General features: G+C 59.4%; 18 protein-coding genes. 9 read left to right on the top strand and 9 right to left on the bottom strand.

The window, feature by feature from the left end:
* The first annotated feature begins 167 nt into the window (after nt 1–167).
* Nucleotides 168–1,754 (top strand): hypothetical protein, encoded by a 1,587-nt coding sequence (locus tag ACYZTX_RS27265; protein ID WP_462036609.1) that lies wholly within the window; start codon nt 168–170, stop codon nt 1,752–1,754.
* A gap of 88 nt (nt 1,755–1,842) precedes the next feature.
* Here the strand turns inward: ACYZTX_RS27265 and ACYZTX_RS27270 are convergent, their stop codons facing one another.
* The 7 genes from ACYZTX_RS27270 to bioB all read right to left on the bottom strand — a co-directional run bounded on the left by ACYZTX_RS27270 (nt 1,843) and on the right by bioB (nt 8,903).
* A complete protein-coding gene (locus ACYZTX_RS27270) occupies nt 1,843–3,648 on the bottom strand; it encodes a phenylacyl-CoA dehydrogenase (protein WP_462036610.1) in 1,806 nt (601 codons plus the stop codon).
* Nucleotides 3,649–3,925: 277 nt separating this feature from the next.
* A complete protein-coding gene (locus tag ACYZTX_RS27275) occupies nt 3,926–4,222 on the bottom strand; it encodes a pyrroloquinoline quinone biosynthesis protein PqqE (protein WP_462036611.1) in 297 nt (98 codons plus the stop codon).
* Between the two features lie 107 nt (nt 4,223–4,329).
* On the bottom strand, nt 4,330–5,010 hold the full coding sequence (gene bioD / locus ACYZTX_RS27280; RefSeq protein ID WP_462036612.1) for a dethiobiotin synthase: 681 nt from the start codon (nt 5,008–5,010) through the stop codon (nt 4,330–4,332).
* Nucleotides 5,010–5,819, bottom strand: coding sequence for a malonyl-ACP O-methyltransferase BioC (bioC, locus tag ACYZTX_RS27285; protein WP_462036613.1), 810 nt, complete (start codon nt 5,817–5,819; stop codon nt 5,010–5,012). Before bioC ends, bioD begins: the two co-directional genes overlap by 1 nt.
* On the bottom strand, nt 5,812–6,543 hold the full coding sequence (locus tag ACYZTX_RS27290; RefSeq protein WP_462036614.1) for an alpha/beta fold hydrolase: 732 nt from the start codon (nt 6,541–6,543) through the stop codon (nt 5,812–5,814). The genes bioC and ACYZTX_RS27290 overlap by 8 nt, the downstream gene beginning before the upstream one ends.
* Nucleotides 6,536–7,714, bottom strand: a complete 1,179-nt coding sequence (gene bioF, locus ACYZTX_RS27295) for an 8-amino-7-oxononanoate synthase (protein ID WP_462036615.1) — start codon at nt 7,712–7,714, stop codon at nt 6,536–6,538. The genes ACYZTX_RS27290 and bioF overlap by 8 nt, the downstream gene beginning before the upstream one ends.
* Before the next feature lie 133 nt (nt 7,715–7,847).
* Nucleotides 7,848–8,903 carry a biotin synthase BioB gene (bioB, locus tag ACYZTX_RS27300; RefSeq protein WP_462036616.1) on the bottom strand — a complete coding sequence of 352 codons (1,056 nt, stop codon included), beginning with the start codon at nt 8,901–8,903 and terminating at the stop codon, nt 7,848–7,850.
* 91 nt (nt 8,904–8,994) lie between these two features.
* Between bioB and ACYZTX_RS27305 the strand changes: the two genes are divergently transcribed.
* The 5 genes from ACYZTX_RS27305 to rarD all read left to right on the top strand — a co-directional run bounded on the left by ACYZTX_RS27305 (nt 8,995) and on the right by rarD (nt 14,758).
* On the top strand, nt 8,995–9,735 hold the full coding sequence (locus tag ACYZTX_RS27305; RefSeq protein WP_462036617.1) for a ComF family protein: 741 nt from the start codon (nt 8,995–8,997) through the stop codon (nt 9,733–9,735).
* A gap of 63 nt (nt 9,736–9,798) precedes the next feature.
* The gene (locus ACYZTX_RS27310; RefSeq protein ID WP_462036618.1) at nt 9,799–10,563 is read left to right on the top strand and encodes a TOBE domain-containing protein; all 765 of its coding nucleotides are present in this window, start codon (nt 9,799–9,801) and stop codon (nt 10,561–10,563) included.
* Nucleotides 10,564–10,621: 58 nt separating this feature from the next.
* Nucleotides 10,622–12,523, top strand: a complete 1,902-nt coding sequence (locus ACYZTX_RS27315) for a PhoX family protein (RefSeq protein WP_462036619.1) — start codon at nt 10,622–10,624, stop codon at nt 12,521–12,523.
* Between the two features lie 209 nt (nt 12,524–12,732).
* Complete coding sequence (locus ACYZTX_RS27320; RefSeq protein ID WP_462036620.1) at nt 12,733–13,707, top strand: serine/threonine protein kinase; 975 nt, start codon at nt 12,733–12,735, stop codon at nt 13,705–13,707.
* A 163-nt stretch (nt 13,708–13,870) separates the two neighbouring features.
* Nucleotides 13,871–14,758, top strand: coding sequence for an EamA family transporter RarD (gene rarD / locus ACYZTX_RS27325; protein ID WP_462036621.1), 888 nt, complete (start codon nt 13,871–13,873; stop codon nt 14,756–14,758).
* A gap of 215 nt (nt 14,759–14,973) precedes the next feature.
* Here rarD and ACYZTX_RS27330 read toward each other — a convergent pair whose 3' ends face one another.
* A complete protein-coding gene (locus ACYZTX_RS27330; protein WP_462036622.1) occupies nt 14,974–15,492 on the bottom strand; it encodes a glycine cleavage system transcriptional repressor in 519 nt (172 codons plus the stop codon).
* A gap of 479 nt (nt 15,493–15,971) precedes the next feature.
* Between ACYZTX_RS27330 and ACYZTX_RS27335 the strand changes: the two genes are divergently transcribed.
* Entirely contained in the window at nt 15,972–18,149 is a 2,178-nt protein-coding gene (locus ACYZTX_RS27335; RefSeq protein WP_462036623.1) for a malate synthase G, read from the top strand.
* A 69-nt stretch (nt 18,150–18,218) separates the two neighbouring features.
* Here the strand turns inward: ACYZTX_RS27335 and ACYZTX_RS27340 are convergent, their stop codons facing one another.
* Nucleotides 18,219–18,665 (bottom strand): response regulator, encoded by a 447-nt coding sequence (locus ACYZTX_RS27340; RefSeq protein WP_462036625.1) that lies wholly within the window; start codon nt 18,663–18,665, stop codon nt 18,219–18,221.
* Between the two features lie 254 nt (nt 18,666–18,919).
* Between ACYZTX_RS27340 and ACYZTX_RS27345 the strand changes: the two genes are divergently transcribed.
* A complete protein-coding gene (locus ACYZTX_RS27345; RefSeq protein WP_462036626.1) occupies nt 18,920–20,854 on the top strand; it encodes a putative nucleotidyltransferase substrate binding domain-containing protein in 1,935 nt (644 codons plus the stop codon).
* A complete protein-coding gene (locus ACYZTX_RS27350) occupies nt 20,851–21,558 on the top strand; it encodes a 3'-5' exonuclease (RefSeq protein WP_462036628.1) in 708 nt (235 codons plus the stop codon). Before ACYZTX_RS27345 ends, ACYZTX_RS27350 begins: the two co-directional genes overlap by 4 nt.
* Nucleotides 21,559–21,666 lie beyond the last annotated feature (108 nt).

Raw genomic sequence — 21,666 nt, forward strand, 5'->3', positions numbered from 1 at the left:
CTTGGCAACACCACGCATCATGCAACATGCGCGCCATTTACAACTGTCATTTCTGACAGTATCGGTCGGTGTTTTAACGGCGTTTAATTCCCTGTACCACTCACCGGAGCCCGACCACCGCTTTCGGGATAGGAGAGTGTCGTCCGAACCTGACAGGAGTGACACGTATGGAAGACCTAATTATCGAGGCAGTCAGCACCACTTCACTTGCTCTGATTCGTGATGCGATACCCAGGCTGCTACCGCTGAGCGTGGCGGAAGCCATACCCAATTCTGGTAACTTGATTCCCCTGACGGCTGCGGCGCGTGACCTGCGTATTGGCATCCCGGCATTACCACAGCCCGGTCCCGCTGGGTCGCGCCCCATTATCCGGATATACGCAGAGTTACCGTCTCCAGGTGAGTATGAAATCCTTGCCCACCATCAGATGGCGGCGTATCCAGCCGGGGATTTCGAGGTGCTTGTACCGCGCCGTAAGGTAGGCAGTGAAGGCGAGTATCGGCTCACGTACGTTCTGGATGACGGCGACAACCTACTGAGCGCCACCGCCAGCACCCGGTTGCTGATTCAGAAGACTTCACCTTTTGGCTACCTGTCCATCACACCACCGCGCCCACTGCTGCCGGCGAATCTGGCGACGCCACTGATTACCGATGAATACCTGGCCAACAATGACCCTGTCTTGTTTCGGATTCCTGAGCATGCAGAGATCAACAACCAGACAGCGTTGCGCGGCGTGTTCTACTACGGACACACCGACGTCCACATGCAGGTGCCGTATACCCCACCGATTACCCTGCCTGACTTGCCGGCTGATCGCCTTATTCCCGTGTCGGCGGCCACTATTCGTAACCGTGGCAACGGCACGCAGCAACTGACCTACCGCCTCATTGACCGGGCGGGTAACCGTGCGCGGGACTCGCAGATACTTGAGGTCAAGGTAGCCGTGCGAATCACCCCTACGAACATCGCCATACCCCGGGTGCCTCTGGCGATTGCGCCCGACAACACAGTGACTCTGGGGGATATCAACCAAAGTGAGCTGGCCGGGATGGAGGTGTGGCTGGACAGTGTTGACGGTTTGCAGATTGGCGACTCCATCACGGTGCTCGTCGGTACGCTGGCGGCAGTGGTTGTTGTGTATGCCGGGCAGTCGTTACCGATGCGGTTGTTGGTCCCTGCGGCACGCGTGCAAGCCGCTGTTCCGGGAGCCACCGTCAATGATACGCCGGCCTCCGTCAGGTTCAGGATCACCAGTGGCGGGGTAAACTTCGACGGGCTGGTCGCCAGGAATCTGATCTTCAATCTGTCGACCTTCATGCAGTTGCTGCCGCCAGAAGTGAGAAACCTGAACAACGGCAATCTCACCTGCAACTCCCCACAACCCGGCAACCTGCCCTATTCCAACCGTTTCATTGAGGTGTATATCCCTCCCTCGGTGCTCTTGCGGGCCAATGCGACCGTTACTGTGAACTGTGCACTCAGTCGACAGGACGATGGCTCGACGCTGATCAATCCGCCAGTCACCGTCTCAGCCTTGCTGTCAGCCGACGCTGCGACGCTGGGTCAGACCTTGAACGTGCCGTATCCATTGACCATGGGCCTGATCGGCAGAGGGGTAATGTACGTCTTCTATACGACGCTCAATGCGGCCGGGCAAACGATTCGGTCAGCCCCGGTGGCCGTACCGGTCAGGGGTGTTTTACCGGGGAACTTCTATTGCGACGGCACGCCTTTTATCCCGACGCCTTGATGGATGCTGCAGCGTTGCGCGTCTGGCGCCCATAAAAAAACCGCCGCTCCCAAAAGAAGCGGCGGTTTATTGAAGAGTGGCGTGAGGCTTAGTAGCCCAGCGCGAAGTTCTCTTCTTTCATGTCCATCAGGTTGTTGGCGCCCGACAGCATGGTGACAACATGAGTGCGAGTACGCGGCAGGATGCGCTGGAAGTAGAAGCGCGCAGTCTGCAGCTTGGCGGTGTAGAACGCCTCTTCGGTGGTACCGGCAGCCAGTTTCTCGGCAGCCAGACGCGCCATGTCAGCCCAGAAATAGGCCAGACAGGCATAACCGGAGTACATCAGGTAGTCCACCGACGCCGCGCCGACTTCTTCGCGGTCTTTCATGGCAGCCATACCAACCTTCATGGTCAGCTCGCCCCACTCTTTGTTCAGCGCAGCCAATGGCTCGACGAACTCTTTGACCGCTTCGTTGCCTTCGTTGGTCTGGCAGAACTTGTGGACGATCTTGGTGAAACCTTTCAGAGCCTCACCTTGAGTCATCAGCACTTTACGGCCCAGCAGGTCGAGTGCCTGGATACCGGTGGTGCCTTCGTACAGCATCGAAATGCGGCTGTCGCGAACGTTCTGCTCCATGCCCCACTCGGCGATGAAGCCGTGGCCGCCATAGATTTGTACGCCGTGGTTGGCGGACTCGAAGCCGACTTCAGTCATGAAGGCTTTGGCGATTGGCGTCATGAACGCCAGCAACGCGTCGGCTTTCTTCTTCTCTTCTTCGTCTACGCCGTATTTAACGATGTCGACTTGCTTGGCGGTGAAGTAAACCATCGCACGGTTGCCTTCGGCGAAGGCCTTCATGGTCAACAGCATACGACGTACATCAGGGTGAACGATGATCGGGTCAGCGGCTTTTTCTGGCGCTTTGGGGCCGGTCAGCGAGCGCATTTGCAGGCGATCGCGAGCGTATTTCAGGCCGCCCTGGAAGCCGATCTCGGCATGAGCCAGACCTTGCAGCGCAGTACCCAGGCGTGCGGTGTTCATGAAGGTGAACATGCAGTTCAGGCCTTTGTTCGCCGGGCCGATGAGGAAACCGGTGGCCGCGTCGAAGTTCATCACGCACGTGGCGTTACCGTGGATGCCCATTTTGTGTTCCAGGGAACCACAGGTCACGGCGTTGCGTGCGCCGATCGAACCGTCTGCGTTCGGCATGAACTTCGGAACGATGAACAGCGAAATGCCTTTGGTGCCAGCCGGTGCATCCGGCAGGCGTGCCAGCACGATGTGGACGATGTTGTCGGCCATGTCGTGTTCGCCGGCAGAGATGAAGATCTTGGTGCCGGACACTTTGTAGGAACCGTCGGCCTGAGGTTCGGCCTTGGTGCGCAACATGCCCAGGTCGGTGCCGCAGTGCGGTTCGGTCAGGCACATGGTGCCGGTCCACTCGCCGGAAACCAGTTTGGTCAGGTAAGCCTCTTGCTGCTCAGGCGTGCCGTGCTCGGAAATGGTGTTCATCGCGCCATGTGACAGGCCTGGGTACATGCCCCACGACCAGTTGGCTTCGCCAACCATTTCGCTGACCGCCAGACCCAGAGACTCCGGCAGGCCCTGGCCACCGTGCTCTACGTCGTGGGCCAGGCTCGGCCAGCCGCCTTCGACGAATTGTTTGTAGGCTTCTTTGAAGCCAGTCGGGGTTTTAACGCCGGACTCGCTCCAGGTGCAGCCTTCGGTGTCACCCACGCGGTTCAGCGGAGCCAGCACCTGCTCACAAAACTTGGCGCCTTCTTCGAGAATGGCGTCAACCATGTCTGGAGTTGCGTCTGCACAAGCCGGAAGGCTCTGATAGTGCGCTTCGTAGCCGAGCAGTTCGTCACGAACGAAGCGAATATCACGCAAGGGGGCCTTGTAGTCAGGCATAGCGATAAACCTCTGCTGATGTAACCGGGAATGAACGACCGCATTTATTTGTTCTGGCGGTCAAACAGTTGTTTGAAACATACGTTTACGCCTAAATCTTGTCAAGCGCCGATCTTTTGCCATTCGTCATCACGCCATGGAAATACCGGGCACAACGCAGGGCAACACCGTTGACTGAGCAACACGCGGTGCAGGAAAGATTAGTTGAGCGAGAAAGACTTACGCAGAAAAACGCCGCGAAAAGTCGCGGCGTCGAAGAAGCGGATTGAGCGAGGGATCAGGCGAAGGTATCAATCAGCGTGCCGAGCACTTCGTCGGATGCCTTGGCGACTTTGGCACCCAGCTCAACCTGAAATTTGCCTTGGGACATCTCGACCATGTTAGTGGCCAGGTCCGATTGCTGACTGCGATCAACCGAACGCAGACGATCAACCTGAGCCTCGGAAGACTGGCTGGTCACCGAACGCTCGATCGTCGTGTTGGCGATCTGGCCAGAGGCTTGATCGACACGGTTCTGCCCTGTCTGAATAGTGCTCAGACCGGCATAAAAAGCGGTGTTTCCTGAGATTTCCATGGGAGAACTCGTCCTTGCAAAGGATCAATAGCGGCCATTGAACCAGACCCACCGGCAAAAGGCCCGACAAAAACACTAATGGCACAGTGCCTTGTCATAGCGAAAGTCTAGTCCAGCAAATCCAGTTGAAGATGCTCGGCCACCGCCTCAGCGGTTACCAACTTGAGTTTCGGCACCCGACCCAGGCACGGTGCCGGGATCCGCTCAGCGAGTGTCGCAAGGTTTTCCTCCAGACGCGCAGTCTTCGCATCAATGATATTGGCCACCCACCCCGCCAACTGCAAACCGTCCTGAGCAATGGCCTCGGCCGTCAGCAGCGCATGGTTGATGCAACCCAGGCGCACCCCCACCACCAGAATCACCGGCAGATCCAGGGCCATCGCCAGGTCCGACAGATTGTCCTGATCCGCCAAAGGCACCCGCCAGCCTCCAGCACCTTCGATCAGGGTGAAATCCGCCTGCATATCGAGGATCTCGCGCATGGGCGCCAACAACGATTGCACCGTCAATGTCACACCGGCCTCCCGTGCCGCCAGATGCGGAGCGATGGCGGGTTCGAACGCTACAGGGTTGACCTGGGCATACGTCAAAGGCACCGAGCACTCCGCCAGCAACGCCAATGCATCGGCGTTGCGCAAGCCCTTGGGCGTCACATCGCAACCGGAGGCGACCGGTTTGCCCGCCGCCGTACTCAATCCCGCCAACCGCGCGGCATGCAGCAAGCCTGCGGCAACCGTGGTCTTGCCAACATCGGTGTCCGTACCGGTGATGAAATACGCTGCGCTCATTAGGGTTTCTCCAAAACGGCGTACACCACTTGATAAGTCGCCGGCAGACCTTCGGCCTGACGAAATTGTTCATAGGCCTCGATCAAGCCGAGGATCCGCGCCCTGCCGGTCAAACCACCCGGCCGACCGGGGTTCAGGTTGTGCGCACCCAGTGCCTTGAGTTCATGGGTCAGGCTGCGCACATCCGGGTAATGCAGCACATGCGGACGGTTCTCCAGACTCACGACCGTCAAGCCGCTGTCTGCGCACAGCTGTTGATACACCCCGAACTCACGGAAGCGATTAACGTGCACCATGCCATCCACTTGGCGCCAGCTATCACGCAGTTCGTACAACGTGCCCACACACAGACTAGCAAACGCGAAAATTCCGCCCGGTTTCAGTACCCGATGCGCCTCACTGAGCACCGAGGCGAAGTCCGAACACCACTGCACCGCCAGGCTGGAGAAGATCAAATCGCAGGTCGCATCCTGCAACGGCAACCGCTCGGCATCGCCTGCGATGAAATGCGTTGCACCCCCCAATGGCCGGGCGTGATTGAGCATGCCTTCGGCGATGTCGAGCGCGACCCCGTTTCCCGAAGGGAATTTCTGTGCCATTGCTCGGCTGAAATGTCCGGTGCCACAGCCCAGATCCAACCAGCGAACCGGGGGAAACCCCTCCGGCAACCGGCTCAACAATTGGCTGCCAACATCACGCTGCAATTCGGCCACGCTGTCATAGCTCGCCGCCGCGCGGGAAAAGGATGCCGCCACCTGGCGTTTGTCGGGCAAGCCGCCGGGCAGGTTGGGAAGGGATAAATCAGTCATCACCGAACTCATGCAAAAAGGCTTGGATCGCGCCCGCCACACCGTGGGGGTCTTCCAGAAGAAACGCGTGACTGGCCTGCTCAATCAGACCGATTTCGACATCCGGCAGCAACGCCAAAAGCTCCCCGACAGCTTCTGCCGGGACTAGCCCGTCGAGGCCGGCGAACAAATGCAGTTGCGGCCCTTGAAAGTCCAGTAAGGCCTGACGCGTGCCCAACCCACCCAACAGTTCCAAGCCACTGAGCAGCACAGGTGCCTTAGTTTTGGGGGCTGCCGCTAATAAAAGCCGAGCAAGCGACCGCGGGTCAGTAGATCCTTGGGAGCAAAGCAGGCTGAAGCGTTTCAAGGTCGCGCCTGGGTCAAGACGACAGGCGTTAAGGAACGCAGAGAAATCCTCTTCGTGCATGGCATTGGTCCAGCCAGCCCAAGCCACGAAGCTTGGATTGCTCGCCAGCGTCAGCAAGCCGCAGCAACGATCGCCGCGCCGGGCCGCCAACTCGGAAGCGAGCATGCCGCCGAGCGACCAGCCGCCGAGCCAGACATCCTGAGGCACCGTCGAATCCAACTCATCGAGCCACTCCTCAAGATCGCTTGATTCCAGTTCCGGCAATGGTTCGATCTCGACCTGCAGGTGTTCATCCAGCCCCTGTAACGCGGCGGCCAAAGGTTCCAGCGGCGAAATGCCGAGGCCCCAGCCGGGCAGCAGAATCAAACGATTACGCATGGCTTGGCTCCGGTCCCAGTTGTTGAAAACAATCGGCCAGTCCATTTAACAATAGCTGCACCTGCGCCTCGCTGTGCGCGGCGGTCAGGGTCACACGCAGTCGGGCGCTGCCGGCAGGCACGGTCGGTGGACGAATCGCCGTCACCATCAGACCGCGTTCGCGCAGCATCTGTGACAAGCGAACCGCACGCCCGGCATCGCCGATCATGATCGGCTGGATCGGCGTGAAGCTGTCCATCAACTCCAGGCCGATCTGCTCGGCACCGTGGCGGAATTGGCGGATCAGCGTTTTCAGATGTTCACGTCGCCAGTGTTCGCTACGCAGCAGCTCAAGGCTTTTCAGCGTTGCGCAGGCCAGCGCTGGCGGCTGGCTCGTGGTGTAGATGTAGGGACGGGCGAACTGGATCAGGCTCTCGATCAGCTCTTCGCTGCCGGCGACAAAAGCCCCGGCCGTACCGAACGCCTTGCCGAGGGTGCCGACCAGTACCGGCACGTCCTCCTGACTCAGGCCGAAATGCTCGACGATCCCGCCGCCATTGGCACCCAGCGGACCAAACCCGTGAGCGTCATCGACCATCAACCATGCACCGTTGGCTTTTGCCTCCCGAGCCAGCGCCGGCAGGTCGGCGATGTCGCCGTCCATGCTGAACACGCCGTCGGTGACGACCAGGGTGTTACCGGTGGCCTTCTCTAGACGCGTGGCCAGACTCGCCGCGTCGTTGTGCAGGTAGCGATTGAAGCGCGCACCGGACAACAGCCCCGCATCCAGCAGTGACGCGTGATTGAGCCGGTCTTCCAGCACCGTATCGCCCTGCCCCACCAACGCAGTGACTGCGCCGAGGTTGGCCATGTAACCCGTGGTGAATAGCAACGCGCGTGGGCGACCGGTGAAATCGGCCAAGGCCTCTTCCAGCGCGTGATGCGGGCTGCTGTGGCCGATGACCAAGTGCGACGCCCCGCCGCCGACGCCCCAACGGGTTGCTCCGGCGCGCCAGGCTTCGATCACTTGCGGGTGATTGGCCAAGCCCAGGTAGTCGTTGTTACAGAACCCCAGCAACGGCTGACCATCGACCACCACTTCCGGGCCTTGAGGGCTTTCGAGCAATGGGCGTTGACGATAAAGATTTTCGGCACGACGGGCAGCAAGGCGCGCGCTGAGATCGAAAGACATGCGGACCTCGCGAGTGGGAAAAGGAGACGAACATCTGTAGGAGCTGCCGCAGGCTGCGATCTTTTGATCTTGCCCCATTATCAGCGGCGCCCCTGAAAAGATCGCAGCCTTCGGCAGCTCCTACAAAAAGAGCTTAAACAGCAGCGTTATAGAACTGCTCGCTGCTCTTTTGCTCAACCAGCGCTTGTTCGATCGCGGCTTGATGGACTTCGTCAGCGTGCTCTTCGCGCGCTTCCGGCAGGATGCCCAGACGCGAGAACAGTTGCATGTCCTTGTCGGCCTGCGGGTTGGCGGTGGTCAGCAATTTATCGCCGTAGAAAATCGAGTTGGCACCGGCGAAGAACGCCAAGGCCTGCATCTGCTCGTTCATCGCTTCGCGGCCGGCGGACAGGCGCACGTGGGATTGAGGCATCAGAATGCGTGCGACAGCGAGCATGCGGATGAAGTCGAACGGGTCGATATCGTCGGCGTTTTCCAGCGGCGTGCCGGCGACTTTCACCAGCATGTTGATCGGCACCGACTCTGGATGCTCTGGCAGGTTGGCCAGCTGGATCAGCAGATTGGCGCGATCATCCAGCGACTCGCCCATGCCGAGGATCCCGCCGGAGCAGATCTTCATCCCCGAATCACGCACGTAGGCCAGGGTTTGCAGGCGCTCGCTGTAAGTACGGGTGGTGATGATGCTGCCGTAGAATTCCGGCGAGGTATCGAGGTTGTGGTTGTAGTAGTCGAGGCCAGCGTTGGCCAGTGCTTCGGTCTGGTCCTGATCCAGGCGACCGAGGGTCATGCAGGTCTCCAGGCCCATGGCTTTTACGCCTTTGACCATTTCCAGCACATACGGCATGTCTTTGGCCGACGGGTGCTTCCACGCCGCGCCCATGCAGAAGCGGGTCGAACCGATGGACTTGGCGCGAGCGGCCTCTTCGAGGACCTTCTGCACTTCCATCAGTTTTTCTTTTTCCAGGCCGGTGTTGTAGTGACCGGACTGCGGACAATATTTGCAATCTTCCGGACAGGCACCGGTTTTGATCGACAACAGTGTCGACACCTGGACCCGGTTAGCGTCGAAATGCGCGCGGTGCACCGTTTGCGCCTGGAACAACAGGTCGTTGAATGGCTGAACGAAGAGTGCTTTGACTTCGGCCAAAGACCAGTCATGACGCAGGGTTGCAGTGGTGCTGGCGCTCATGGGCGTTTCCTTTGTTTTATGCTGGCAAGCGACTGGGGGATGGAATACCCACAGACGCGACACGGATGTTCGGCATATTTAAGGAAGAGTGATGCGCTGTCAACCACCATACGTAGGACCGGTTTACATCTGGTTAAACAATGATCAACACTGTTTACTCTGCAGTGAAACAACCGAAGGACCCACGCCCATCTGCATGGCGTGCGAAACCGACCTGCCCTGGCTTGGCGATCAATGCCAAACCTGCGCTCTGCCGCTGCCCACCGCTGGCCTGACGTGCGGCCAATGCCTGAAACAACCGCCTGCCTTCGAGCGAGTTGCCGCGCCATGGATCTACGGCTTTCCGGTGGACTCGTTGATCATGCGCTTCAAACATTCTGCCAAGTGGCCGTTTGGCCACCTGCTCGCCGAACTTCTCGCGCAATTCCTGCAAAATCGCTTCGATGAGGATTTAGAGCGGCCCGACGCTCTGGTCCCGGTGCCGCTGGCCGCCAAACGCCTGCGTCAACGGGGTTTCAATCAGGCCGCGATGCTGGCCCGCTGGCTCAGCGCCAGTCTCGACATTCCTTGTGATGAAACACTGCTGTTGAGGATTCAGGACACCCGCGCGCAACAGGACCTGAATGCCGATGCCCGCAAAAAAAACCTGCGCAATGCCTTCACTCTTGCGCCAGATACGTCGATCAAGGGTCGACACTTGGCAGTGATCGACGACGTGCTCACCACCGGCGCCACAGCCCAGGCCCTCGCTCGGCTGTTGATGGATGCGGGTGCCGCGCGGGTGGACGTCTATTGCCTGGCCCGCACACCCAAACCCGGCGATGCGCCCTGACTTGACTCCCGAGCCCCGAGCCGCCAACGTCCTTCCCATCGCCATTGCCCAAAGCGTTTTGCCATGTCCTTGCCTACGTTGTTGTCCCAGCACATTGTCCGTCGGCCGCAGCGCATCGCGTTACTGCAGCACATCGCCGAACAGGGCTCGATCACCCGCGCCGCCAAAAGCGCGGGCCTGAGTTACAAAGCGGCCTGGGACGCCATCGATGAGTTGAACAACCTCGCGCAAAAGCCGTTGGTGGAGCGCAGTGTCGGCGGCAAGGGCGGCGGTGGCGCCAAGCTTTCAAGCGAGGGCGAGCGCGTATTGCGCCTGTATCAAAAGCTGCAAGCCTTGCAGGCTCAGGTGCTGGAAGCCGCCGAAGAGGCCAGCGATCTGGACCTGCTCGGTCGGCTCATGCTCAGAACCAGCGCGCGCAATCAATTGCATGGCAAGGTCGTGGCGATCGATAACCAAGGGCACAACGACCGGATTCGTCTTGAATTGGCCGAAGGCTTGAGCATCGATGCGCAGATCACTCACGACAGCACCTTGCGCCTGGAACTCGAAACCGGCACCGAAGTGGTCGCACTCATCAAGGCCGGTTGGCTTGAGTTGCTGGGCAACGATCAAGTGGCAACACCCGGCAATAATTGCCTGAATGGCATCATCGAGGAAATTCTCGACGCCGAGGACGGCCCCAGCGAAGTGCGCATCGGCCTGCCCAATGGCCAGACGTTGTGCGCGCTGGCCGAACCGCAGCACTTGAAAACCCTCGGCCTCGCCGCCGATAAACCAGTGCGGGTGCAGTTCGCGCCGTCCAACATCTTGCTCGGTACACCGCTCTGAAACACAAGCGTCATTAATCCTCACTAAGGTGACTGCAAAAACCCGCAGGGAGCTTGATGTGAGCCTATTAGAAGACAACCAATCCACCGACCTCGAGAAAATGGTCGGCCTCAGCCGTCGTGGCTTCATCAGCGCTGGCGCCCTTTGTGGTGCAGCGATGTTCCTGGGTGGCAACCTGCTGAGCCGCAGCGTGCTGGCCGCCAGCGTCAGCGCCGGCTCCAGCAAACTGCTGGGTTTTGACAGTATTCCCGCCGCCACCAGCGACGCCATCAGCCTGCCGCCAGGCTACAAATCTTCGGTGTTGATCAGCTGGGGGCAGCCCCTGCAGAAGAACGGCCCGGCGTTCGACCCGAGTGGCAACGGCACGGCCGAGCATCAGGAAATCCAGTTTGGCGACAACAACGACGGCATGAGCCTGTTCGAATTCCCCGGTGACAACAACCGGGCGCTGATGGCGATCAACAACGAATACACCAACTATCGCTACCTCTACGCTCACGGCGGCATGCCGCAGTCGGCTGCAGACGTGCGCAAGGCGTTGGCCTGTGAAGGCGTGTCGGTGATCGAAGTGCAGCGCAAAAACGGCCAGTGGCATTTCGTCCAGGGTTCGCGCTACAACCGGCGCATTCACGGCAATGCGCCAATCAGTCTGAGTGGCCCCGCCGCCGGCCACGCGTTGCTGAAAACCAGTGCCGACCCACACGGCAAGAACGTCCTTGGCACCTTCCAGAACTGCGCCAACGGCAAGACGCCGTGGGGCACGTACCTGACCTGCGAAGAGAACTTCACCGACTGCTTTGGCAGCAGCAATGCCGAGCAAAAGTTCGACGCCGCGCAGAAACGCTACGGCGCGGTGGCGGCCAGCAAAGACATCAACTGGCACCCGCACGACGAGCGCTTTGACCTGGCCAAAAACCCCAACGAACTCAACCGTCACGGCTGGGTGGTGGAAATTGACCCGTTCGACCCGCAATCGACGCCAGTCAAACGTACCGCGCTGGGTCGTTTCAAACATGAAAACGCTGCCCTGGCCGAAACCAATGACGGTCACGCCGTGGTGTACATGGGCGACGATGAGCGCGGCGAGTTCATCTACAAATTCGTCAGCCGCGACAAGATCAACCACAAAGACCCCAAGGCCAACCGCGACCTGCTGGACCACGGCACCTTGTACGTGGCGCGTTTCGACGCGGGCGACGGTAATGCCGATCACCCAAAAGGCCAGGGTGAATGGATCGAACTGACCCACGGCAAAAACGGCCTCGACGCCAGCAGCGGCTTTGCCGATCAGGCCGAAGTGCTGATTCACGCGCGCCTCGCGGCCACGGTGGTGAAAGCAACGCGCATGGACCGTCCGGAGTGGATCGTCGTCAGCCCCAAGGATGGCCAGGTGTATTGCACGCTGACCAACAACGCCAAGCGTGGCGAGGATGGCCAGCCGGTGGGCGGACCCAACCCGCGCGAGAAAAACGTCTATGGGCAGATTCTGCGCTGGCGCACCGACCGTGACGATCACGGCGCCAAAAGCTTTGCCTGGGACCTGTTTGTGGTCGCCGGCAACCCGGGCGTCCACGCCGGCACACCGAAGGGCGGTTCGTCGAACATCACGTCACAGAACATGTTCAACAGCCCGGATGGGTTGGCTTTCGATGATGCCGGACGGTTGTGGATTCAAACCGATGGCGACTCGAGCAATGCCGGTGATTTCGCGGGAATGGGTAACAATCAAATGCTCTGCGCTGACCCGGTCACCGGGGAGATTCGGCGCTTCATGGTCGGGCCGGTGGGCTGTGAGGTGACGGGGATCAGCTTCTCGCCAGACCAGAAGACTCTGTTTGTCGGGATTCAGCATCCCGGGGAGAACGGTGGGTCGACGTTCCCTGAGCATCTGCCGAATGGCAAGCCGCGGTCTTCGGTGATGGCGATTTCCCGGGAAGATGGCGGGATCGTCGGCGCCTGATACGGCCTCTTCGCGAGCAAGCCCGCTCCCACAAGGGATCTCCTGTGTGTCGCAGAACGTGTGCACACTCAAGATTCAATGTGGGAGCGGGCTTGCTCGCGAAAGCGTCAGTCCAGACAACACTCATCTGAAGCCCAACCACTATAGAAGCCCCGTCTGCGCTACCATGTTTGGCCGGACGCGGCAGCCTGCTGCGCGCAGGAGTCAGCATGGCCCACCCGTTTGCAACCCTCACCCCAGACCTCGTGCTCGATGCCGTCGAAAGCATCGGCTTTCTCAGCGACGCGCGCATTCTGGCGCTCAACAGCTACGAGAACCGTGTCTATCAGGTTGGCATCGAAGACTCCGAGCCGCTGATCGCCAAGTTCTACCGCCCACAGCGCTGGACCAACGAAGCGATTCTCGAAGAGCACCAATTCACCTTCGAACTCGCCGAGTGCGACGTGCCGGTGGTCGCGCCGATGATTCACAACGGTGCCAGCCTGCACGAACACGCCGGTTTCCGTTTCACCCTGTTTCCTCGTCGCGGCGGCCGTGCGCCAGAGCCCGGCAATCTCGATCAGCTGTATCGCCTGGGGCAACTGCTGGGTCGCCTGCACGCCGTCGGCGCTACAAAGCCGTTCGAACACCGCGAAGCGCTGGGGGTAAACAACTTCGGTCATGACTCGCTGACGACATTGCTCGAAGGCAATTTCATACCGCGCAGTTTGCTGCCAGCCTACGAGTCGGTGGCCCGCGACCTGCTCAAGCGTGTGGAAGAGGTCTACAAGGCAACGCCGCACAAGAACATCCGCATGCACGGCGACTGCCATCCCGGCAACATGATGTGCCGCGACGAAATGTTCCACATCGTCGACCTGGACGACTGTCGCATGGGGCCGGCGGTGCAGGACATCTGGATGATGCTCGCCGGTGATCGTCAGGAATGTCTCGGCCAGTTGTCGGAATTGATGGACGGCTACAGTGAGTTCCACGACTTCGATCCGCGCGAACTGGCGTTGATCGAACCGCTGCGCGCCTTGCGCCTGATGCACTACAGCGCCTGGCTCGCCCGCCGCTGGGACGACCCGGCGTTCCCACACAGTTTTCCGTGGTTCGGTACGGAGCGGTATTGGGGTGATCAGGTGTTGGCGTTGCGCGAACAACTGGCTGCACTCAACGAAGAGCCGCTGAAGCTTTTTTAAGTTCGAGATCAAAAGATCGCAGCCTTCGGCAGCTCCTACACGGTGTACGCAATCACTCTGTAGGAGCTGCCGAAGGCTGCGATCTTTTGCTTTTCAGAAGCGACACATCTATACAACCGCCCTACAATCCCCTCTTTGTTAGCTGCCTAAGCAAGGATTCTGCATGCAGACCGCCAACCCGCGTCGCGGGTACATCCTGGGCCTGAGTGCCTACATCATCTGGGGACTTTTCCCGCTCTACTTCAAAGCCATCGCCAGCGTGCCTGCCGTGGAGATCATCATCCACCGCGTGCTCTGGTCCGCGCTGTTCGGCGCCTTGCTGCTGATGGTGTGGAAACATCCGGGCTGGTGGCGCGAGTTGCGTGACAACCCGAAACGCCTGGCGATCCTGGCCCTGAGCGGCACGCTGATCGCGGCCAACTGGCTGACCTACGTCTGGTCGGTGAACAACGGCCGCATGCTCGAAGCCAGCCTCGGTTACTACATCAACCCGCTGGTGAACGTGCTCTTGGGCATGCTGATCCTTGGCGAACGGCTGCGGCGCATGCAATGGCTGGCGGTGGCGCTCGCCGCCGTCGGCGTCGCACAACAGGTCTGGCAAGTCGGTAGCCTGCCGTGGGTGTCCCTGGTGCTGGCGCTGACCTTCGGTTTTTACGGACTGATCCGCAAGCAGGCACCGGTCAAAGCGTTACCTGGACTGGTGGTGGAAACCTGGATGCTGGTGCCGATTGCCGTCGCGTGGTTGCTGTTCAACCCCACCGCGAGCAGCGCTCAAGCCGAATTCTGGACCACGTCCGAAGCCTGGTGGCTGGTGGCCGCCGGGCCTGTGACGTTGGTGCCACTGGTGTGTTTCAACGCCGCAGCACGGCATTTGCCCTACACGACGTTGGGATTCCTCCAGTACCTGGCGCCGACGCTGGTTTTGCTGCAAGCCGTTCTCCTGTTTGATGAACACTTGTCGTCCAGCACCCTCGTGGCGTTCATCTTTATCTGGGCTGGCCTGGCGGTTTACAGCGTCGATGCAGTGATAAGTTTGCGTCGCCGCCGCTGATCAAAAAACGTACAAACCTCCACAGGCCACGTTCTATGTGGCCTGCATCGATCCTTCCCAAGGTTATCCACAGCGTGATCCCCGCCGTTTGTGCGCAACTTGTTGAAACTGCTGGTTTTTTGATCAGATTCTGAAGAGCCCCGGCCGACGTGGCCTGGCGGGCTGTTTCTACAGGTTATCCACAGGCAGGTGCACGTATAACTTGGATAACCTTTTCAGGGTTCGCTGCGCAGCACCAGTTCGACCATCAAATCGTCCGCCAGGGTTTCCAGTCGCGATTGCAGCACGTCCAGGGACAGCGTCAGCGGCACGGCGAGAATTGCTTCAGCGTGGAACAACGGCTCGCTGCTCATCGGCGCCGGCCGTACTTCGGTCACCAGACGCTCCAGGTTCACCCCCTGCTCACTCAGCAGACGCGTAATGTCGCGTACGATCCCCGGGCGGTCATTGCCCACCAATTCCATGGCAATCGGTTTCCAGGTGCAGGATTGCTCGATGCCGCTTTCGGCAATCAGCACACGAATGCCGTGGGACGACAGCGCCTGTAGGGCATCCACCAGTTCGTCGTAGGCCTCGGCCGGTACGCCCACACGAAGAATCCCGGCGAACTGCCCGGCCATGCGTGACATGCGACTTTCCAGCCAGTTGCCGCCGTGCTCGGCAATGCATTGGGCAATGCGCTCGACCTGCCCTGGCTTGTCCTGAGCGAAAACAGTGAGTACGAGGTGGTCCATGGCGCAGCCCTCTAGTCATGACTTTTGTTATAGAAAAGCAAGTATAGGCAAGGGGCGGGAATCGGCTCGGTGCCTCGGAAAACCAAAGCTCCATAGCAGTGAACCGAAGATTATGTGTACAACTTTTTATATTTAACTGGAACAATCCATTAGTTTTTTGAGAACATCCCGCTCCCCGACGTGACCGCAATGCGTCACGGGGTCGCAGTACGACGTAATTAGTCTAATTTTCACAACCGCAACTCATCATGTAGTATGCCGCAGCGCGCACTACATAACGTTGGATCGATGTCTGCCACAGGCACAGTCGCAACCCTGAAAGCCCCGTCAGCAAGGCATCCAAGCCGTTGATTGGACCGAACCCAGCCGCCCGAACGGGCATGTACTGGCAGACGGGTTTGTGGTTTAAATGGCCAGAGGCTTCATTGTCAAAATTGAAGAGCTGAAAAGCGAAATAGCTGAGCAGAGTGAGGCAAGCAATGACTGAACACGTTCAAGTCGGGGGCCTGCAGGTCGCCAAAGTCCTGTTCGACTTCGTGAACAACGAAGCCATTCCCGGTACCGGCCTCACCGCCGATAAGTTCTGGGCCGGTGCCGACAAGGTCATTCATGACCTGGCGCCGAAGAACAAAGCCCTACTCGCCAAACGCGATGATATCCAGGCTCGTATCGATGGCTGGCACCAATCCCGTGCCGGTCAAACACACGACGCCGTGGCCTATAAAGCCTTCTTGCAAGACATCGGTTATCTGCTGCCAGAAGCGGCTGATTTCCAGGCAACGACGCAAAACGTCGATGACGAAATCGCCCGCATGGCCGGTCCACAACTCGTGGTTCCGGTGATGAACGCCCGCTTCGCGCTCAATGCTTCGAATGCCCGCTGGGGCTCGTTGTATGACGCGCTCTACGGCACCGACGCCATCAGCGAGGCTGACGGCGCGGAAAAAGGCAAAGGCTACAACAAGGTTCGCGGCGACAAAGTTATCGCCTTCGCCCGCGCCTTCCTCGATGAAGCGGCGCCATTGGCTGCCGGCACTCACGTCGATTCCACCGCCTACAAGATCGTTGACGGCAAACTGGTGGTCGCCCTTAAAGGCGGCAGCAACACCGGCCTGCGCGACGATGCACAACTGATCGGTTTCCACGGCGATGCAGCCGCACCGACCGCGATCCTGCTGAAAAACAACGGCCTGCACTTCGAAATCCAGGTCGACGCCAGCACCCCGGTCGGCCAGACCGATGCTGCCGGCCTCAAAGACATCCTGATGGAAGCCGCGCTGACCACCATCATGGACTGCGAAGATTCCGTCGCCGCCGTCGATGCCGATGACAAAGTGGTGATTTACCGCAACTGGCTCGGCCTGATGAAGGGCGATCTGTCAGAAGAAGTCTCCAAGGGCGGTCAGACCTTTACCCGCACCATGAACGCCGATCGCACTTACACCGGCGTCGACGGTAAAGAACTGAGCCTGCACGGTCGTTCGCTGTTGTTCGTGCGCAACGTCGGTCACCTGATGACCATCGACGCAATCCTCGACAAGGATGGCAATGAAGTGCCGGAAGGCATTCTCGACGGCCTGATCACCAGCCTGGCAGCGATCCACAGCCTCAACGGCAATAACTCGCGTAAGAACAGCCGTACGGGCTCGGTCTATATCGTGAAGCCGAAGATGCACGGCCCGGAAGAAGCGGCGTTCACCAACGAGCTGTTCGGTCGCATCGAAGAAGTCCTCGACCTGCCGCGCAACACGCTGAAAGTCGGGATCATGGACGAGGAGCGCCGTACCACGATCAACCTCAAGGCCTGCATCAAGGCCGCCAGCGAGCGTGTAGTGTTCATCAACACCGGTTTCCTCGACCGTACCGGCGATGAAATCCACACCTCCATGGAAGCCGGCCCGATGGTGCGCAAGGCGGACATGAAGGCTGAGAAGTGGATCGGCGCCTACGAGAACTGGAACGTCGATATCGGTTTGAGTACCGGTCTGCAAGGCCGCGCCCAGATCGGTAAAGGCATGTGGGCGATGCCGGACCTGATGGCAGCGATGCTCGAACAGAAAATCGCTCACCCGATGGCCGGTGCCAACACCGCTTGGGTTCCATCGCCGACCGCTGCTGCGCTGCACGCGCTGCATTACCACAAGGTCGACGTGTTCGCCCGTCAGGCCGAACTGGCCAAACGTGCGCGTGCTTCGGTGGATGACATCCTGACCATCCCGTTGGCCGTCAATCCAGACTGGACTGCAGAGCAGATCAAGAACGAACTGGACAACAACGCTCAGGGCATTCTCGGTTACGTGGTGCGCTGGATCGACCAGGGCGTCGGTTGCTCGAAAGTGCCGGATATCAACGACGTCGGTCTGATGGAAGACCGTGCGACGCTGCGGATTTCCAGCCAGCACATCGCCAACTGGCTGCGTCACGGCATCGTCACCAAAGATCAGGTCATGGAAAGCCTCAAGCGCATGGCGCCAGTGGTTGACCGTCAGAACGCCAATGACCCGCTGTACCGCTCGCTGGCACCGAATTTCGACAGCAACATCGCCTTCCAGGCGGCGGTCGAACTGGTGGTCGAAGGCACGAAGCAGCCGAACGGCTACACCGAGCCGGTCCTGCACCGTCGTCGCCGCGAGTTCAAGGCTGCCAATGGCCTGTAACTGAGCGCTGACACCGGACAAAAAAAGCCCTGATCGAAAGATCAGGGCTTTTTTGTTTCAATTCGATTACTACGCATCCATTCCCAACTCATGCTTGACCAGCGCCAACAGTTTGCCTGTATCGACGGGCTTGAGCAGGAAGTCCACCACGCTCAAATGCATCGCAGCGATCGCATCTTCCAAGTCGGCATCGCCGGAAACAATGATGATCGGCAATGCCGCCCGAACCGACTCACGCACTTGGCGGATCAGGTCCAGGCCATCGACATTCCTCATCCGCAAATCCGTAATGACCAGGCCGATCGATGGCGTCGTCTCCAGCATCTTGAGTGCAGTTTCACCACTGGCGGCGGTCATGCAGCGCACTCCGTCCAGCGCAAGAATCTCCGACAGCAGCTCACGCGCGTCTTTATCGTCATCGACGATCAGCACCCGCTGCGGCGGCAGGTCAGGTTCCTGCATGACGGCACTCAGCGCCTCGCGCTCGGCGTCGCTCAAAATATCGTGGTCGGACATGGCCTTCTCTGCGTTTTCAATTCAATTCCCTATTACTGTCGTCTGACATCACCCTGCAGACCTTCAGGGTGCACTTCGTCGGAAAGTTTTCCTATAGCCAATGTAAGAGAGTTTTCTCACAGTTGCGTCAGACATTTCCCAAATACCGACAGCTTCACTACCTACCTAGACTTACGTCCAATGGGCACCCTGCACGCAGGGGCCGACCATGAGTAAGTCATCCAACAACAATTCAAAAGACTGCGGTAATAGTTATGAGTAAAGCGGACGCCTTCACACAGGCAGGGAAAACCGCGGTGTTGCAAAACATCCAGGGCACTTTGCAATTCCTTCAGCGCTTCCCGCCCTTCAATCAAATGGAACACACCCACCTGGCGTACCTGGTCGAGCAGTGTCAGATGCGTTTTTATGCTCCCGGCGAGTGCATCATAAAACCCGCCGACGGCCCGGTTGAACATTTCTACATCGTCAAACAAGGCCGGGTCGTGGGTGAACGTCCTCACACGGCCAAGGGCGGCACCGAAACCACCTTCGAAATCACCACCGGCGAGTGTTTCCCCCTAGCAGCGCTACTGGGGGAGCGTGCAACCCGCACCGAACACCTCGCAGCCGAAGACACCTTTTGCCTACAGTTAAACAAGCTGGCGTTCATCAAACTGTTCGCACTTTCCAACGCGTTCCGCGACTTTTCCCTACGCGGCGTGAGCAGCCTGCTGGATCAGGTCAACCAACAAGTCCAGCAAAAAGCCGTGGAAACCCTCGGCACCCAGTACTCACTCAATACCCGACTGGGCGAATTGGCCATGCGCCACCCGGTGACCTGCAGCCCGGCCACGCCGTTGCGTGAAGCCGTGACCTTGATGCACGAGCAGCAGGTCGGGAGCATTGTGGTGGTCGACGAACATAAAGCGCCGCTGGGGATTTTCACCCTGCGCGACCTGCGCCATGTGGTGGCCGACGGTACTAACGACTTCAACGAAGCCATCGAACGGCACATGACCCAGGCGCCGTTTTTCCTGTCGCCGGACCACAGTGCCTTCGATGCGGCGATTGCCATGACCGAGCGGCACATCGCCCACGTCTGCCTGGTGAAGGATCATCGTCTGTGCGGCGTGGTCTCGGAACGTGACCTGTTTTCCCTGCAACGGGTCGATCTGGTGCATCTGGCGCGGACCATCCGCAGCGCCCAGCGCGTAGAAAACCTGGTGGCGATGCGCGGCGAAATCGGTCAACTGGTGGAGCGCATGCTGGCCCATGGCGCGTCGTCGACCCAGATCACCCACATCATCACCCTGCTTAACGACCACACCGTGTGCCGGGTGATCGAACTGACCCTCGCCGAGAAAGGCGACCCCGGCATTCCGTTCAGTTGGCTGTGCTTCGGCAGCGAAGGTCGCCGCGAACAGACACTGCACACCGATCAGGACAACGGCATTCTGTTCGAAGCCCGGGACGCGGCCCATGCCGCCGAGATTCGCGGCAAATTGCTGCCCATTGCCCAGCAGATCAACCAGAGCCTGGCGCTCTGCGGTTTCACCCTGTGCAAGGGCAACATCATGGCCGGCAACCCCGAACTGTGTTTGTCTCGGGCCGAATGGTCGCGACGTTTTGCGGCGTTTATCCGCGAGGCAACGCCGGAGAACCTGCTGGGTTCGAGCATTTATTTCGACTTGCGGGTGGTCTGGGGCGACGAGCAAGGCTGCGAGCTGCTGCGTCTGGGCATTCTCGATCAGGTGAATGACAACCGGCTGTTCCAACGGATGATGGCCGAGAACGCCCTGCGCAACCGTCCGCCCGTAGGACGTTTCCGTGAGTTCGTACTGGCTCGCAAGAATGGCGAGAAAGCCACCCTGGACTTGAAAGTCCAAGGGTTGACCCCTTTTGTCGACGGTGCCCGGCTACTCGCGTTGGCCTATGGGATCGAGGCGAACAACACACTGGAGCGCTTTCGCCAATTGGTGGAAAAAGAAGTGATCGAACGGCTGGACGGTGCGGCGTACGAAGAGGCTTATCACTTCATCCAGCAAGCCCGCATGCAGCAACATCAGCTACAGACCCGGGAGAACTTGCCCTACTCCAACCGGGTCGATCCGGACAGCCTCAATCATCTGGATCGACGGATCCTGCGTGAATCCCTGCGCCAGGCACAACGCCTGCAAAGCAGCCTGGCCCTGCGGTATCAGCTATGAGCCTGTTTTCATGGCTGCGCCCGGCAGGCCCGAGCCTTCCCGGCGAACTTCAACAACGCCTGCAACACCTGCCCTTGGCGGCAGAGCTCGGCGAATGCAGCCTGCGCGAACAGCGCTGGGTGGTACTCGACTTGGAAACCACCGGGTTGAACCTGAACAAGGATCGAGTGTTGTCCATCGGCGCGGTAGTGATCGAGGACGGCGCGATCGATTTCAGCCAACAGTTCGAACGCACGTTGCAGTGCGCCGACATGAAGTTGGCACCCAGCGTGTTGATCCATGGCCTGGGGCCGAGCGCGATTGCCGCTGGCAGCGATCCGGCTCAGGCCCTGGTCGAATTCATGGAGTTCGTCGGCGACAGCCCGGTGCTGGCGTTTCATGCACCGTTCGATCAGCACATGCTCGGGCGCGCCCTGAAAGACCATCTGGGCTATAAGTTGCAGCATCCGTTTCTGGATGTGGCAGACATCGCGCCGCTGATTTGCCCTCAGGCGCACATTCGCGATGCCGGGCTGGATGAGTGGATCGACTGGTTCAAACTGGAAGTGTTCGAGCGCCACAATGCCAGTGCCGATGCATTGGCCACCGCTGAGCTGGCGTTGATTTTGTTCAGCCGGGCGCGGCAGTTGCAGATTCATAGCCCGTTGAATCTGCAGCAGCGGATGAATCAGTGGAAGCGGCGACAGCGAGCGCCTTCTTTCTGACAGCCATCACTCGCTTGTAGGAGCTGCCGAAGGCTGCGATCTTTTGATCTTGAAAAATCAAAGTCAAAAGATCGCAGCCTTCGGCAGCTCCTACAGGCTTCAGCGCCA

The sequence above is a fragment of the Pseudomonas sp. MDT1-17 genome (assembly GCF_054898105.1).

Excerpts from the sequence above, each read along its gene's own strand:
- ACYZTX_RS27270 (WP_462036610.1), bottom strand. The coding sequence starts at position 3,648 with ATGCCTGACTACAAGGCCCCCTTGCGTGATATTCGCTTCGTTCGTGAC.
- ACYZTX_RS27320 (WP_462036620.1), top strand. The coding sequence starts at position 12,733 with ATGGCCCACCCGTTTGCAACCCTCACCCCAGACCTCGTGCTCGATGCC.
- bioD (WP_462036612.1), bottom strand. The coding sequence starts at position 5,010 with ATGAGCGCAGCGTATTTCATCACCGGTACGGACACCGATGTTGGCAAG.
- ACYZTX_RS27275 (WP_462036611.1), bottom strand. The coding sequence starts at position 4,222 with ATGGAAATCTCAGGAAACACCGCTTTTTATGCCGGTCTGAGCACTATT.
- ACYZTX_RS27345 (WP_462036626.1), top strand. The coding sequence starts at position 18,920 with ATGAGTAAAGCGGACGCCTTCACACAGGCAGGGAAAACCGCGGTGTTG.
- ACYZTX_RS27310 (WP_462036618.1), top strand. The coding sequence starts at position 9,799 with ATGTCCTTGCCTACGTTGTTGTCCCAGCACATTGTCCGTCGGCCGCAG.
- ACYZTX_RS27340 (WP_462036625.1), bottom strand. The coding sequence starts at position 18,665 with ATGTCCGACCACGATATTTTGAGCGACGCCGAGCGCGAGGCGCTGAGT.
- rarD (WP_462036621.1), top strand. The coding sequence starts at position 13,871 with ATGCAGACCGCCAACCCGCGTCGCGGGTACATCCTGGGCCTGAGTGCC.
- ACYZTX_RS27350 (WP_462036628.1), top strand. The coding sequence starts at position 20,851 with ATGAGCCTGTTTTCATGGCTGCGCCCGGCAGGCCCGAGCCTTCCCGGC.
- bioB (WP_462036616.1), bottom strand. The coding sequence starts at position 8,903 with ATGAGCGCCAGCACCACTGCAACCCTGCGTCATGACTGGTCTTTGGCC.
- ACYZTX_RS27290 (WP_462036614.1), bottom strand. The coding sequence starts at position 6,543 with ATGCGTAATCGTTTGATTCTGCTGCCCGGCTGGGGCCTCGGCATTTCG.
- bioC (WP_462036613.1), bottom strand. The coding sequence starts at position 5,819 with ATGACTGATTTATCCCTTCCCAACCTGCCCGGCGGCTTGCCCGACAAA.
- ACYZTX_RS27335 (WP_462036623.1), top strand. The coding sequence starts at position 15,972 with ATGACTGAACACGTTCAAGTCGGGGGCCTGCAGGTCGCCAAAGTCCTG.
- ACYZTX_RS27265 (WP_462036609.1), top strand. The coding sequence starts at position 168 with ATGGAAGACCTAATTATCGAGGCAGTCAGCACCACTTCACTTGCTCTG.
- ACYZTX_RS27305 (WP_462036617.1), top strand. The coding sequence starts at position 8,995 with ATGCGCTGTCAACCACCATACGTAGGACCGGTTTACATCTGGTTAAAC.
- ACYZTX_RS27330 (WP_462036622.1), bottom strand. The coding sequence starts at position 15,492 with ATGGACCACCTCGTACTCACTGTTTTCGCTCAGGACAAGCCAGGGCAG.
- bioF (WP_462036615.1), bottom strand. The coding sequence starts at position 7,714 with ATGTCTTTCGATCTCAGCGCGCGCCTTGCTGCCCGTCGTGCCGAAAAT.